Genomic DNA, 13,151 nt, shown 5'->3' on the forward strand with positions numbered 1-13,151 from the left:
TTCATATTCATTTTTAGAAACTTTGGTAATAGTTCCGTCTACAATTAGATCCGCTTTTAATATAGCAATTGGATATGGTAATTCATTTTTCTTGTAACCATAATTTAACGTTGGTATTAAAAGTAAAAGTAGACCGATAAATAGTTTCATAAAAGTATTATTTTCTACTAAAATAGTATTTTTTGTTGTACTAAATAAAGTCGAAGTTTGGAGAGTAAATTTCGGGTTTCAGGTTTCAGGTTACCTCACACAACTTGAAACTTGAAACCTGAAACTTGAAATCTGAAACTAAACTTTTTACTTCTGACGCTTTTTCAGAACATCAACAACATCATTAAGCTGATAGCCTTTGGCTTGTAATAAGATAAGGTAATGAAAAAGTAAATCGGCGCTTTCGCTAAGAAATAAATCATCGTTATTGTCTTTAGCTTCAATAACGACTTCAACGGCCTCTTCACCGACTTTTTGGGCTATTTTGTTAATTCCTTTTTCGAATAGTGAAGCGACATAACTTTTTTCTGAATCAGCATTTTCCCTTCGGGTCTTGATAGTACTTTCTAAGGTAGAAATGAAACCGTAGTTTTCTTTGTTTTCTTCCTGCCAGCAGGTGTCTGCTCCTGTGTGACAGGTTGGTCCTACAGGGTTTGCCTGGATTAAAAGTGTATCTCCATCGCAGTCATTTTTAATGCTTACCAGACTTAAAAAGTTACCGCTCTCCTCGCCTTTTGTCCACAATCTTTGTTTGGATCGGCTGAAAAAGGTTACTTTTTGTGTTTCTATTGTTTTTTGAAGTGATTCTTCGTTCATATATCCCAGCATCAGTACATTCCTGGTTTCTGCATCCTGAATGATTGCCGGAATTAATCCGTGTGCACTTTTAATATCTACGTTCATAGTTATTTTAGATTTTAGATTTCAGATTTTAGATTGCTGAATTCTTTTGGTTTTTTAATTATATCCTGCCCTTTTTATTTTAGACTTTAGAGATCAGATTGTAGATTACCAGAATCTTTTTTTTCTTTAGTCTATTCTCTTTGTTCTATTCTCTGTGCTCTAAACTCTGACTTCAACACCATTATTCCTAAGCTCTTGCTTCAAAGTCTTAATCTCAATCTCTTTAAAGTGAAAAACACTTGCGGCTAAGGCTGCATCGGCTTTGCCTTTCTTAAATGAATCGACAAAATGCTGAATATTTCCTGCGCCACCTGAGGCAATTATCGGAATATTAACGAGTGCTGAAAGTTTAGCGAGTGCCTCATTCGCAAATCCGTTTTTAGTACCGTCATTGTCCATCGAAGTAAATAATATCTCTCCTGCTCCACGTGCAGCCACTTCAACTGCCCAATCGAATAAGTTGAGTTCGGTTGGTACTTTTCCTCCTACCAAATGTACGATCCATTGTTCGTTAATTTGTTTGGCATCGATAGCGACGACCACGCACTGACTTCCAAATTTCTGAGCCAATTCATTAATTAATTGTGGATTCTTGACTGCCGAGGAATTGATCGAAACTTTATCTGCGCCGTTGTTCAGTAAAATTTCAACATCTTCAACGCTTGAAATTCCACCTCCGACAGTAAATGGAATATTGATCTTCTCTGCGACATTTCGAACCATAGTAACAAGCGTTTTACGGCGTTCTTCAGTGGCTGAAATATCCAGAAAAACCAGTTCATCGGCACCTTCTGCTGAATACAGTTCTGCCAACTCAACAGGATCCCCTGCATCACGGAGATCAACGAAATTAACCCCTTTTACGGTTCTCCCATTTTTTATATCCAAACAGGGTATGATTCTTTTTGCTAACATTTCTTTAATGTGTTAATGAGGGAATTGGTAAATGTGATAATTAGTCAATTAGATAATTTCTTTTTTACGATTGTTTTTGAATTATCAAATTATCTAATTTTCTCATTTTCCAATTATCTCATTTTCGAATTATAAAATTCTCTAATTGTTTTAAGCTAATGCGCCCTTCGTAGATTGCTTTTCCAATGATTGTTCCTTCACAGCCCAGTTCGGCTAATTTAGGTAATTCATCGAATGTTGAAATTCCGCCTGATGCGATCAATTTAATTTCGACTTCGCTCGATTTGACATTACAGTTTTTTAAAATTTTGCCGTACAAATCAAAACTTGGGCCTTCTAACATTCCGTCTTTGGCGATATCGGTACAAATAACGTATTGAATTCCTTTGCTTTGATACTCCTGAATGAACGGAATCAAATCTTCGTCTGAATTTTCTAACCAGCCCGAAACGGCAATTTTTTCGTCTTTGGCGTCAGCGCCCAGTATAATTTTCTCAGAACCATATTGAGAGATCCATTTTTGGAATATTTCTTTATTTTTTACAGCAATACTTCCGCCTGTAATTTGGTTTGCCCCACTTTCAAAAGCAATTCTTAAATCCTCATCTGATTTTAAACCGCCTCCAAAATCAATTCGTAAGCTGGTTTGTGTCGCAATTTGCTCTAAGATTTTGTAATTGACAATTTTACTTGACTTTGCACCGTCTAAATCTACTAAATGCAGGTATTCGATTCCATGAGCTTCAAATGATTTGGCAACTTCGATAGGATTTTCATTGTAAATTATTTTAGTGTCGTAATCGCCTTTCGATAAGCGAACACATTTTCCGTCGATAATGTCTATGGCGGGTATTATTCTCATTTTTCTAAATTTTAGATTTCTGATTTTAGATTTTAGATTTTCTTACGTGGTTGGAATTTGGAATTTATTCTTTGTTATTTAGTTTAAGAAAGTTTTCAAGGATTTTCTCCCCAATATCACCACTCTTTTCGGGGTGAAATTGGGTTCCGTAAAAATTATCTTTTTGTAATGCCGATGCGTACTCTGTGTCATAATTTGTTGTTGCGATCATATATTGGCAATTTGGTGCATAAAAGCTGTGTACCAAATACATAAATTCATTTTCGGCAATGTCTTTGAACAGATCAGATTTTAGATTATAAATCTGATTCCACCCCATTTGTGGTACTTTTACATTAGACGAAAATTTTATGACGTCTACGTTAAAAATTCCTAAACCTTGAGTATTTCCTTCTTCCGTAGCATTACACATTAATTGCATTCCGAGGCAGATCCCTAAAACAGGCTGTTTTAAGTTCGGTATCAAACAATCCAAACCGCTTTCTTTCAGTTTAGTCATTGCCGAACTTGCTTCTCCTACTCCCGGAAAAATTACTTTGTCGGCCTTTTGAATTTCATCAGGGTCATTGCTCAAAACCGCTTTAAAACCAAGTCTTTCCACTGCAAACATGATGCTCTGAATGTTTCCTGCACCGTAGTTTATGATTACTATTTTCATTAATAAAAGCTTTATGCTTTAAGCCTTAAGCTTTAGGCTTATTGCCTATTGCTTATAGCTTATAGCGATTTACAACATTCCCTTTGTTGAAGGTAAAATCATTTTTTCCGTATCTCTTTTCACTGCCACTTTTATCGCTTTTGCGAAAGCTTTAAAAATTGCCTCGATTTTGTGATGCTCATTCGTTCCTTCAGCTTTGATGTTGATGTTTGCTTTTGCACCATCTGAGAATGATTTAAAGAAGTGAAAAAACATTTCTGTTGGCATTTTACCTACCATTTCGCGTTTGAATTCGGTTTCCCAAACCAGCCAGTTTCTTCCGCCAAAGTCGATTGCGACCTGTGCCAGGCAATCGTCCATAGGCAAACAAAAGCCATAACGTTCGATTCCCAGTTTATTCCCTAGTGCTTTGGCGAAAACTTCTCCCAAAGCAATTGCCGTATCTTCAATGGTGTGGTGTTCATCTACTTCCAGATCACCTTTAACCAATATTTCTAAATCCATTTGGCCGTGGCGGGAAATTTGATCTAACATATGGTCAAAAAATGCAATTCCGGTTTCGATTTTACTTTTTCCCGTTCCATCCAGATTTAAATTAATAAAAATGTCTGTTTCATTCGTTTTACGTGTAATCGAGGCTGAACGTGCTTCTAGCTTTAAAAACTCATAGATCGTTTTCCAATTCATTGTCTGAAGCACAATCGTTTGGTCTAATTCTTCCCGTTTAGAAGAAATTTCATTGCTCCCGATTCCGTCATTATCATTGATAAAAATAGCCTTCGCTCCTAGATTTTTAGCTAATTCAACATCCGTCAAACGATCTCCTAAAACAAAAGAATTTTCTAAATCATATTCCGGGTTATCGATGTATTGTGTCAGCATCCCGGTTCTTGGCTTTCTTGTTGGGGCATTATCTTCCGGAAAAGATCTGTCGATGAAAATTGCATCAAATTTAATTCCTTCATTCTCAAAAGCTTTTAAGATGAAATTTTGTGTTGGCCAAAACGTTTCTTCCGGAAAACTATCCGTTCCCAGACCGTCCTGATTGGTAACCATTACCAATTCGTAATCTAATTCGTTGGCAATTTTAGCTAAGTATTGAAAAGCTTTTGGATAAAATTCTACTTTCTCCAAAGCATCTAATTGGTAATTTTCAGGTTCTAAAACAATCGTTCCGTCACGATCGATAAAAAGTACTTTTTTCATAGTTTATATTTTTGTTTTGCCACAGATTATATAGATTATAATGATTTTTTTATTCCTTGTGTTTATTTTTTCGCCACGAATTCACGAATTAAAACGAATTGAATTAGTGAAAATTCGAGAAATTTGTGGCAAAATAAAAATTCTTTTAATCTATATAATCTGTGGCAAGAAAACTTTGCGTACTTCGCGTAATTCTTTGCGAGCTTTGCGGTTAAGTTTTATTTCAATAATTTCAATTCTTTAATCAAAACAGCATTTTCTTCCGGAATCCCAATCGTCAAACGAAGGCAGTTTTCACATAAAGGTTGGCTGGTTCTGTTTCGGATTACGATTCCCTTTTCAATTAACTGATTGTATCTTTTATTGGCATCGTCTACTTTTACCAAAACAAAATTAGCTTCTGTTGGGTATACTTTTTCTACAAAATCAACCTCAAGTAAAACTTTAATTAGCTCTTCTCTTTGTTCGATAATTGAAGCTATTTCAGTTTTTATTTTTTCAGGATCATTCAAACGACTTATAGCTCTCTGCTGGGTTAATTCGTTTACGTTATATGGAGGTTTTATTTTGTTGAGAACCGAAATCACAGCTTCGGACGCATAACAAATTCCTAATCGGATTCCTGCTAGTCCGTAGGCTTTTGAAAGGGTTTGCGTGATGATCAAGTTTGGATATTCGTCTATCTCTGTCAACCAGCTTTCCTTTTTTGAAAAGTCAATATAAGCCTCGTCAATCACCACTAAACCTTTAAAGTTTTGAAGTAGTTTTACAACGCTCTCGTCTGAGAATGAATTTCCCGTGGGATTGTTTGGAGAGCATAAAAAGATAATTTTCGTAGAATCGTCAACAGCATCTAAGATTTGATCTACTTGTGGCTGAAAATCGGTTGAAAGTAAAACTTCTCTGTTCTCGACGGCATTAATATCTGCCAAAACGCTGTACATCCCATAAGTTGGCGGAAGCGAAATAATATTGTCTGTTTTAGGTTCACAGAAAGCTCTGAATAGTAAATCGAGAACTTCATCACTTCCGTTTCCTAATAAAATCTGGCTTGCTTTTACCTTATTATTCTTCGCTAAAATGGCTTTGACCGAAAGTTGTTGTGGATCAGGGTAACGATTTACTCCAGTCTGAAACGGATTTTCATTCGCATCCAAAAAAATCATGTCGGCAGTATCAAAGTCTTCAAACTCATCACGTGCTGAAGAATAAGGTTTCAAAGATTTTACATTCTCTCTTGTTATCGTGTTTATATCGAATTTCATTTTTTTTGTTTTTTTTCTTTAGAGAATGGATAATAGAGTCAAGAGTCAAGATGGTAGACTTTTTTGTCTGATCAGTAACTACTTTGTCCTTTATTTCTATGCTCTATACTCTATATTCTTGCTTCTATATTCCTGACTCTTGCCTCTATCCTCTTTCCTTCAAACTCTTTAATCGCAATGTAACTGCATTCTTGTGAGCTTGTAATCCTTCAGCTTCAGCCATAATCTCGATAGCACTGCCAATTTTCTGAATTCCTTCTTTAGATATTTTCTGAAAGGTCATTGATTTAACAAAACTGTCCAGGTTTACGCCGCTGTAATTTTTAGCATAGCCGTTTGTTGGTAAAGTATGATTAGTTCCTGACGCATAGTCTCCTGCACTTTCAGGGGTGTAATTGCCTATAAACACAGAACCTGCGTTGATAATTCCGTTACAGTAGAAATCATCATATTGTGAGCAAATTATAAAATGTTCCGGTCCATACTCGTTAATTAAATCTAAAGCGATTTGATCGTTTTCTACATAAATTAGTTTTGAGTTTTCAATGGCTTTCTTGGCAATTGCTTTTCGGGGAAGTTCTTCAATTTGAATCTGGATCTCCTTTTCAACGGCTTGAATTAATCTTTTAGAAGTCGAAACCAAAATAACCTGACTGTCTGTTCCGTGTTCTGCCTGAGACAGTAAATCGGAGGCAACAAATGCTGGTACAGCAGTATCATCAGCCACAACCAACAATTCTGAAGGTCCGGCAGGCATATCGATGGCTACTCCAAATTGAGTTGCCAACTGTTTTGCCACAGTTACAAATTGATTTCCGGGTCCAAAAATTTTATATACTTTAGGGATTGACTTTGTTCCGAATGTCATTCCGGCAATGGCCTGAATCCCTCCCACTTTTAAGATTTTGGTTACACCGCATAAAGTAGCTGCATATAGAATTGCAGGGTTTATTTTCCCGGATTTATCAGGCGGAGAACATAGTACTATTTCTTTACAGCCTGCAATTCCGGCAGGAACAGCCAACATTAGAACAGTTGAAAACAAAGGTGCTGTTCCTCCCGGAATGTATAAGCCAATTTTTTGAATCGGTCTCTTTTCCTGCCAGCAGTTGACTCCCTCAGTCGTTTCAATCGAGATCTTATCGGTTTTTTGAGCGCTGTGAAATTTATATATGTTTTCTTTTGCTAACAGAATAGCCGCTTTTAGTTCCTCTGAAATGCTACTATTGGCTTCCTGAATCTCTTCAGATGAAACTTCATAGTTTTCCAGAGCAATTCCGTCAAAAATTGAAGTGTATTTAGCAACAGCTTCATCTCCTTTTTTCTGTACTTCTTTAAAAATTTCCTTTACTGTAACTTCGATATCATCGATCGTTTTAGTTGGTCGTTTTAGTATTTCTGACCAGGTATCTGGTTTCGGATTGTTTATTTTATTCATTTTTTTTAATGCTTTAGGCTTTAAGCTTTAGGCTATAAGCAGTTTTGTTTTTTCTTTAATCTGTCAGCATATAGCTTAAAGCTTATTGCTTACAGCGCACGAAGTGCATTTAAAGAACCATTTTCTCAATTGGACACACTAAGATTCCTTCTGCTCCTTCCTCTTTTAATTGGTCAATTACATCCCAAAAGGTGTCTTTATCAATTACCGAGTGAACGCTGCTCCATCCTTCCTGTGCAAGCGGCAAAACGGTAAGGCTTCGAAGCACCGGCAGAATTTTTCCAATTGCTTCGATTTTATCGTTAGGTACGTTCATTAGGATGTATTTGGAGTTTCTAGCTCTTAAAACGGACTGGATTCTGAATTTTAAAGTATCAATGTGTTTTTGAATTTCGGGTGATACTTTTGGTGAAACAGCGAGAACAGCTTCACTTTTAAGAATTACTTCAACCTCTTTTAAATTGTTTTTGAATAAGGTGCTTCCGCTTGAAACAATATCAACAATGGCATCTGCAAGTCCGATATTAGGAGCAATTTCTACAGAGCCCGAAATTTGGTGAATATCGACTGTCAGTCCAAAAGAATTAAAATACTCATTTACGGTATTAGGATATGAGGTTGCAACACGCAAACCTGATAAATCCTGTATCGAATTGTATTCAAAGGTTTTGGGAACTGCAACAGAAACTTTACACTTAGAAAAACCCAGTTTTTGAATTACTTCGATTTGTCGGCCTTTCTCCACAAGTAAATTATCACCAACGATAGCAAGATCTACCACTCCATCAATTAAATACTGCGGAATGTCTGAGTTTCGAAGGTATAAAACTTCTAAGGGAAAGTTGGAAGCTTCGGCTTTAAGCTGATCGTTTCCGTTGTTGATTGAAATACCACAATCTTTAAGAATTTGAATGCTGTCTTCGTTTAATCGACCTGATTTTTGAATTGCAATTTTTAATGTACTCATTTTTTTAGTTTTTTAGAATTAAATAGTCTGAGTACAAAGAAGTGGTATAAAAAAACCCGTTTGATGTACTCAAACGGGTTTTAAAATATGATGATTTACACGCATACCATTAACACATCGCCTGAGAGCAATAATGAAAATGATGATGATGTAATTGATTAGAAATCATGTCTTGTTTTGTTTTTTAATTCTTTGATTCGGTTGCAAATATAGTAGTTATTTTCATAAAAAAGCATTTTTTATTTTAACTTAATGGTGTTTTATTGTTAAAAAATCTTTCAAGGCTTGGTTTTACAGGTCTTTCAGAATCTACAATAGTGCTTTTTTATTTTGATCAAAGTATAAAATTACGGTAGTACCTACCCCTATTTCGCTTTCCATTTTAAACTTGATATGAAGTAATTCAGTTACCCTTTTTACGATGGAAAGCCCTAATCCGGTTCCTTTAATTTCCGGATGTTCTGTAGAATTGGATCTGAAGAAGGGACTAAAAATAGCGTCTAAATCTTGCTTTGCAATACCAATACCGTTATCCGAAATTCTGCAGATTGTCTTTTCATTTTCTTCGGAGAGCAGAACAGTTACCTCTCCTCCACTGTGTGAATATTTAATAGCATTCGAAATTATATTTCTGAGTATGGTAATGACTAAAAAATTATCCGACTCAATATAGTAATCCTGACGAGTATCAAATTTAATTTTGATCTGCTGATTGTTAATTCTTTCGGAGTTTAATCTGAAAACGTCTAAAATTATAGCATTTAGATAAACAGATTCTGTATTGATATTTTTCTTCTGATTTTCAAAACGAGCCATCAACAACAGTTGATCTACAAGCATATTCAGATGGTCGACTTCTTTTATGCAATAGTTAATTTTATCTTCGTATTCCTTATTGTCTCGAGGTTTACGAATTAACACTTCAAGTGTTCCTTTAATAACAGTAAGAGGTGTTCTGAGTTCATGAGAAGCATCAGAGGTAAACTCTTTTTCGCGTTCAATTGCATGTTCAATTCGGTTTAAAAGATTGTTTATCGTTTTCGAGAGCGTGTACAATTCATCCTTAGTTCTCGGCAATGCGATACGTGCCTTTAAATTGTCTTTGGTGATGATTTTTGAGGTATTAATGATTTCATTGATGGGTTTTATACTTCGTCCCGCAAAGAATCTGGCAATGAAAAATAACAGGATCAAAATCCCTAAAAAAGAAAGTGACATGATATCAAACAGGTTGTTCAGTACCATTTTAGAATCGGCCAGGGACATGGCAACAATCACATATCCAATTTTCTTTTCCTTAAGATGAAGCGGAACCTGAATTTGCCGGATCGCATGGTCTCCCATTTTAGTGTCAAAGAGTTCAAAATCTTCAACAGAATCATTAAATGGAAGAGTTTGGGTTTTTAGATTCGGCGCTTTTTCAATGATTTTTTTATTCAGATCAAGGAACTCTACAAAAACCGGATTTACATCTACCGTGTTGTGCTCTCTTTCGTTCCATTCTTCTTCATCAATTAAAATTACCTTTCCCTTAACCTCTTTAATTTCCTGGAGGTGATTTTGAATTTCAACTTTTAATTTTTCATCGATATGACTGTAAACCGTATGTTTTACAATAGAATAAATGACGGAGAAAACGGCTAAAATTAATAATCCCGTTGTAATGATATAATTTAAAGCAATTCTGTTTTTAAAAGAAAGTTGTGTCATTTATAAATCGTTTGCAATATATCCGATACCGCGTATCGTTTTAATATAATCTTCTTCAATTTTTAAATTGAGTTTTTTTCTGATGGCATTCATAAAAACATCGATTACACCAGTGTCGTATTCGAAGTTTATTTCCCAAACATCTTTTAATATTTGATTTCGTGTGCAGACTTTTCCCTTGTTCTGAATAAGATATTTTAAGAGTTCGAATTCTCTTTGGGTCAGTGCAACTTCGCCATTGTTTTTTAGAACAGTATGCTTTAACAAATCTATTTTGATAGTTCCCAAAGTCAAATCTTCTGATCCTTTTTGATTTCTAAAGTGTATTTTGATGCGTTCCACCAATTCCTCAAAGCTAAAAGGTTTTTTAATGTAGTCATTTGCTCCTGCTTTTAGGCCTTCTATTGTTTCCTGTACAGTATCTTTAGCGGTCAAAAAGATAATTGGGGTTTTCTGATCTTTAACTCTAATGGCTCTGCACAAATCTAATCCGTTAATTTTAGGAAGCATCCAGTCTAATAAAATCAAATCAAAGTGTTGGCTGTGAATCAGCTCAAAAGCTTTAGAGCCATCATTGGCTGTCGTAATCTGGTATCCTTCTTCCTGCAGACCTTGTTGCAAAAACTGAACAATACCTAACTCATCTTCAACGATTAGAATGTGCATTATAATAGTGTAATTTTAGTTAAACTGTAATTATATACCTTCAAAGATAAGACTTTTGAGGTCAGAAAGGATTTAATACCATTAGAATAGCCGAAAATTAACCTGCTTAAGTAAACCTTAAGTTAACACTAAGAAAGGCAAAAGCATAACTTTATTCTGAATTAGTTTAATGGGATTATTTTTGCTTGAAACAGAAGTCAAAATTGGTACTATTCTCATATTTGACTATAAAAGAGACTAATCGTTGTTTATCCTTAAAAAAAGTATGTTATTTTTACTAATTTTACAATATTAAGCAAACGAATAACTCTTTTAAATTAATAATTTCTGAACTTAAAAAGCTATTAATGTCTCTTTCAAAAAAGTTTTCCCCAATTTACAATTTGGCGATATTTTATTTTATCGTTAGTTTTCTGTTAAGAATTGTTTTGTTTTTTCATCCTATAACACAAAGTTCATTTACCATTATTCAAAGCTTAAAAATCTTTGTCCTGGGGCTTATTTCTGATTTTTTTGTTTTTGTTGTGGCAAGTGTTTTTTTATGGCTTTATCTAATTTTCATATCCAATTCTAAGTATAATAAACCTTCCGGTTATATAATTCTTGGGATTTTTGCAGTTCTTTTTATCTATGCAGCTTCCGGAAAAAGTGTCTTTGACGAGTATGGAGGTGCTTTGCCAATGATTGTTATGATTTTTATCGGAATTAAGATGGCTCTCTTTGCACTTTTGTTGTTTCTTCCTAAGTTAAGAGATAAAATCAGATATTGGTTGTTTGCATTTGTAATGTTCCTGTATGTTTTACTAATTCTGCAAAATGGTTTAAGTGAATATTTCTTTTGGAATGAGTTTGGTGTGAAGTATAATTTTATTGCGGTAAATTATTTGATTTACACTACTGAGGTTATAGGAAATATTATGGAGTCCTATCCCGTTATTCCTTTGTTCTCGGCTTTATTTTTAGTGACTGGAATTGTGACTTACTTTATTGTTAAAAAGTCCAGAAACTATATTGACCATATTCCGACTATAAGTGAGAAACTAAAAATTACGGCTATCTATCTTGGAGCATTTGCTGTTTCACTAATTGCGATTCCAACGTTGGCAAAAACGGAAAATTCAAAGAATGTTTTTGTTAACGAATTACAGGCTAACGGTATCTATAAATTTTACTTAGCATTTGTGAACAGTAAGCTTGATTACTTTGATTTTTATAAAACGTTACCTAATGAAGAGGCTTTTGCGATACTAAAACAACAGTTCGCTACTATTAAAGGAAACAGTACTAAAAGAACTATCACCGGAGATTCGCTTGAAAATCATAAAAATGTGGTTCTGATTACTATTGAAAGTTATAGTGCCGATTTTATGAAGATGTATGGAAATGAGGAAAATATTACTCCTTTTTTAGATAGTTTGGCTCAAAAGAGTCTTCTCTTTACCAATTTGTATGCTACCGGAAACAGAACAGTTCGCGGACTGGAAGCGGTTACTTTATGCTTGCCTCCAACTGCCGGTGAAAGTGTTGTGAAAAGAGAAGATAATAAGAACAAATTTTCTACCGGAGCTGTTTTTAAGCAAAAAGGATATAAGGTGAAATATTTGTATGGTGGAGATGCTTTCTTTGATAATATGCAGGATTTCTTTTCCGGAAATGGTTATGAAATTGTAGACAAGTCAAGTTTTGCACCTGAAGAAATTACTTTCTCCAATGTTTGGGGTGTTTGTGATGAAGATATGTACCATAAAGCGATAAAGGTTATGAATGCTGAGAAAAAGGAAAACAAGCCTTTCTTTAATCATATTATGACGGTGAGTAACCACAGACCTTTTACGTATCCAAATAATAAAATTGATATTCCGGGTGATGCAAAATCTCGTGAAGGTGGTGTAAAATATACAGATTATTCGTTGAAAAGATTTTTTGCAATGGCAAGCAAACAATCTTGGTTTAAGAATACCATTTTTGTTATTGTAGCCGACCATTGTGCCTCAAGTGCAGGAAAAACTGAGCTTCCTTTAGATAAGTATAGAATTCCGGGGTTTATTTATGATCCGAATGGAAAACCTCAAAAATACAATCAGTTAATGTCGCAAATAGATGTTATGCCAACGCTCTTTGGATTATTAAATTTTAATTACGAAAGTAAGTTTTTCGGTCAGGACGTTTTAGAACCGGATTATAAACCAAGAGCTTTTATCGCTACTTATCAGGACATGGGACTACTAAAAGACAATGTTTTGACGATTTTGTCGCCTAAGCAGCAGGTAAAACAGTTTAATGTGCAAATTAATCCGAAACCGGGTATTGCTCCTGAATTTCAGATTGATTACAACGAAACTCCGATGAAAACAGAGAGAGCTGATCTGGTAAAAGAAACCATTTCTTTTTATCAAACAGCTTCCTATATGCTTAAAGAGAAGAAGTATCAGCGTTAGTTTTCAGTCTCAGTATTCAGTCTCAGTATTCAGTCTCAGTATTCAGTCTCAGTATTCAGTCTCAGTATTCAGTCTCAGTATTCAGTCTCAGTATTCAGTCTCAGTATTCAGTCTCAGTATTCAGTCTCAGTC

The 13,151-nt window shown here is 34.8% G+C and carries 11 protein-coding genes; 1 reads left to right on the top strand and 10 read right to left on the bottom strand.

Annotated elements, in window-relative coordinates; genetic code table 11:
- Window positions 1-297 precede the first annotated feature (297 nt).
- From hisIE to JO950_RS14240, 10 genes are all read right to left on the bottom strand, one after another.
- Window positions 298-900: a bifunctional phosphoribosyl-AMP cyclohydrolase/phosphoribosyl-ATP diphosphatase HisIE gene (gene hisIE, locus JO950_RS14195; protein ID WP_305038658.1), complete on the bottom strand. Its 603-nt coding sequence runs from the start codon at window positions 898-900 to the stop codon at window positions 298-300.
- A gap of 153 nt (window positions 901-1,053) precedes the next feature.
- A complete protein-coding gene (gene hisF / locus JO950_RS14200) occupies window positions 1,054-1,809 on the bottom strand; it encodes an imidazole glycerol phosphate synthase subunit HisF (protein ID WP_202703250.1) in 756 nt (251 codons plus the stop codon).
- A gap of 118 nt (window positions 1,810-1,927) precedes the next feature.
- Window positions 1,928-2,671 (bottom strand): 1-(5-phosphoribosyl)-5-[(5-phosphoribosylamino)methylideneamino]imidazole-4-carboxamide isomerase, encoded by a 744-nt coding sequence (gene hisA / locus JO950_RS14205; RefSeq protein WP_202703251.1) that lies wholly within the window; start codon window positions 2,669-2,671, stop codon window positions 1,928-1,930.
- Window positions 2,672-2,735: 64 nt separating this feature from the next.
- Window positions 2,736-3,329, bottom strand: coding sequence for an imidazole glycerol phosphate synthase subunit HisH (gene hisH, locus JO950_RS14210; RefSeq protein WP_202703252.1), 594 nt, complete (start codon window positions 3,327-3,329; stop codon window positions 2,736-2,738).
- A 69-nt stretch (window positions 3,330-3,398) separates the two neighbouring features.
- Window positions 3,399-4,535, bottom strand: a complete 1,137-nt coding sequence (gene hisB, locus JO950_RS14215; protein ID WP_202703253.1) for a bifunctional histidinol-phosphatase/imidazoleglycerol-phosphate dehydratase HisB — start codon at window positions 4,533-4,535, stop codon at window positions 3,399-3,401.
- A gap of 218 nt (window positions 4,536-4,753) precedes the next feature.
- Entirely contained in the window at window positions 4,754-5,800 is a 1,047-nt protein-coding gene (gene hisC, locus JO950_RS14220) for a histidinol-phosphate transaminase (protein WP_202703254.1), read from the bottom strand.
- 145 nt (window positions 5,801-5,945) lie between these two features.
- Window positions 5,946-7,238 carry a histidinol dehydrogenase gene (hisD, locus tag JO950_RS14225; protein ID WP_202703255.1) on the bottom strand — a complete coding sequence of 431 codons (1,293 nt, stop codon included), beginning with the start codon at window positions 7,236-7,238 and terminating at the stop codon, window positions 5,946-5,948.
- Between the two features lie 109 nt (window positions 7,239-7,347).
- Window positions 7,348-8,205, bottom strand: a complete 858-nt coding sequence (gene hisG / locus JO950_RS14230) for an ATP phosphoribosyltransferase (RefSeq protein ID WP_070908082.1) — start codon at window positions 8,203-8,205, stop codon at window positions 7,348-7,350.
- Window positions 8,206-8,514: 309 nt separating this feature from the next.
- Window positions 8,515-9,915: a HAMP domain-containing sensor histidine kinase gene (locus JO950_RS14235; protein ID WP_202703256.1), complete on the bottom strand. Its 1,401-nt coding sequence runs from the start codon at window positions 9,913-9,915 to the stop codon at window positions 8,515-8,517.
- Window positions 9,916-10,581 carry a response regulator transcription factor gene (locus JO950_RS14240; RefSeq protein WP_202703257.1) on the bottom strand — a complete coding sequence of 222 codons (666 nt, stop codon included), beginning with the start codon at window positions 10,579-10,581 and terminating at the stop codon, window positions 9,916-9,918.
- Window positions 10,582-10,928: 347 nt separating this feature from the next.
- Here JO950_RS14240 and JO950_RS14245 point away from each other — a divergent pair, with 347 nt between their 5' ends.
- Entirely contained in the window at window positions 10,929-13,019 is a 2,091-nt protein-coding gene (locus JO950_RS14245) for an LTA synthase family protein (RefSeq protein ID WP_202703258.1), read from the top strand.
- Window positions 13,020-13,151 lie beyond the last annotated feature (132 nt).

This window comes from Flavobacterium sp. UGB4466 (genome assembly GCF_903469665.1).
Classification (GTDB): Bacteria; Bacteroidota; Bacteroidia; order Flavobacteriales; family Flavobacteriaceae; genus Flavobacterium; species Flavobacterium lipolyticum.

Bases quoted from the DNA above. Each gene is read 5' to 3' on its own strand.
- hisC (WP_202703254.1), bottom strand. From the start codon at position 5,800: ATGAAATTCGATATAAACACGATAACAAGAGAGAATGTAAAATCTTTG.
- hisG (WP_070908082.1), bottom strand. From the start codon at position 8,205: ATGAGTACATTAAAAATTGCAATTCAAAAATCAGGTCGATTAAACGAA.
- hisA (WP_202703251.1), bottom strand. From the start codon at position 2,671: ATGAGAATAATACCCGCCATAGACATTATCGACGGAAAATGTGTTCGC.
- JO950_RS14235 (WP_202703256.1), bottom strand. From the start codon at position 9,915: ATGACACAACTTTCTTTTAAAAACAGAATTGCTTTAAATTATATCATT.
- hisH (WP_202703252.1), bottom strand. From the start codon at position 3,329: ATGAAAATAGTAATCATAAACTACGGTGCAGGAAACATTCAGAGCATC.
- hisF (WP_202703250.1), bottom strand. From the start codon at position 1,809: ATGTTAGCAAAAAGAATCATACCCTGTTTGGATATAAAAAATGGGAGA.
- JO950_RS14240 (WP_202703257.1), bottom strand. From the start codon at position 10,581: ATGCACATTCTAATCGTTGAAGATGAGTTAGGTATTGTTCAGTTTTTG.
- JO950_RS14245 (WP_202703258.1), top strand. From the start codon at position 10,929: ATGTCTCTTTCAAAAAAGTTTTCCCCAATTTACAATTTGGCGATATTT.
- hisB (WP_202703253.1), bottom strand. From the start codon at position 4,535: ATGAAAAAAGTACTTTTTATCGATCGTGACGGAACGATTGTTTTAGAA.
- hisD (WP_202703255.1), bottom strand. From the start codon at position 7,238: ATGAATAAAATAAACAATCCGAAACCAGATACCTGGTCAGAAATACTA.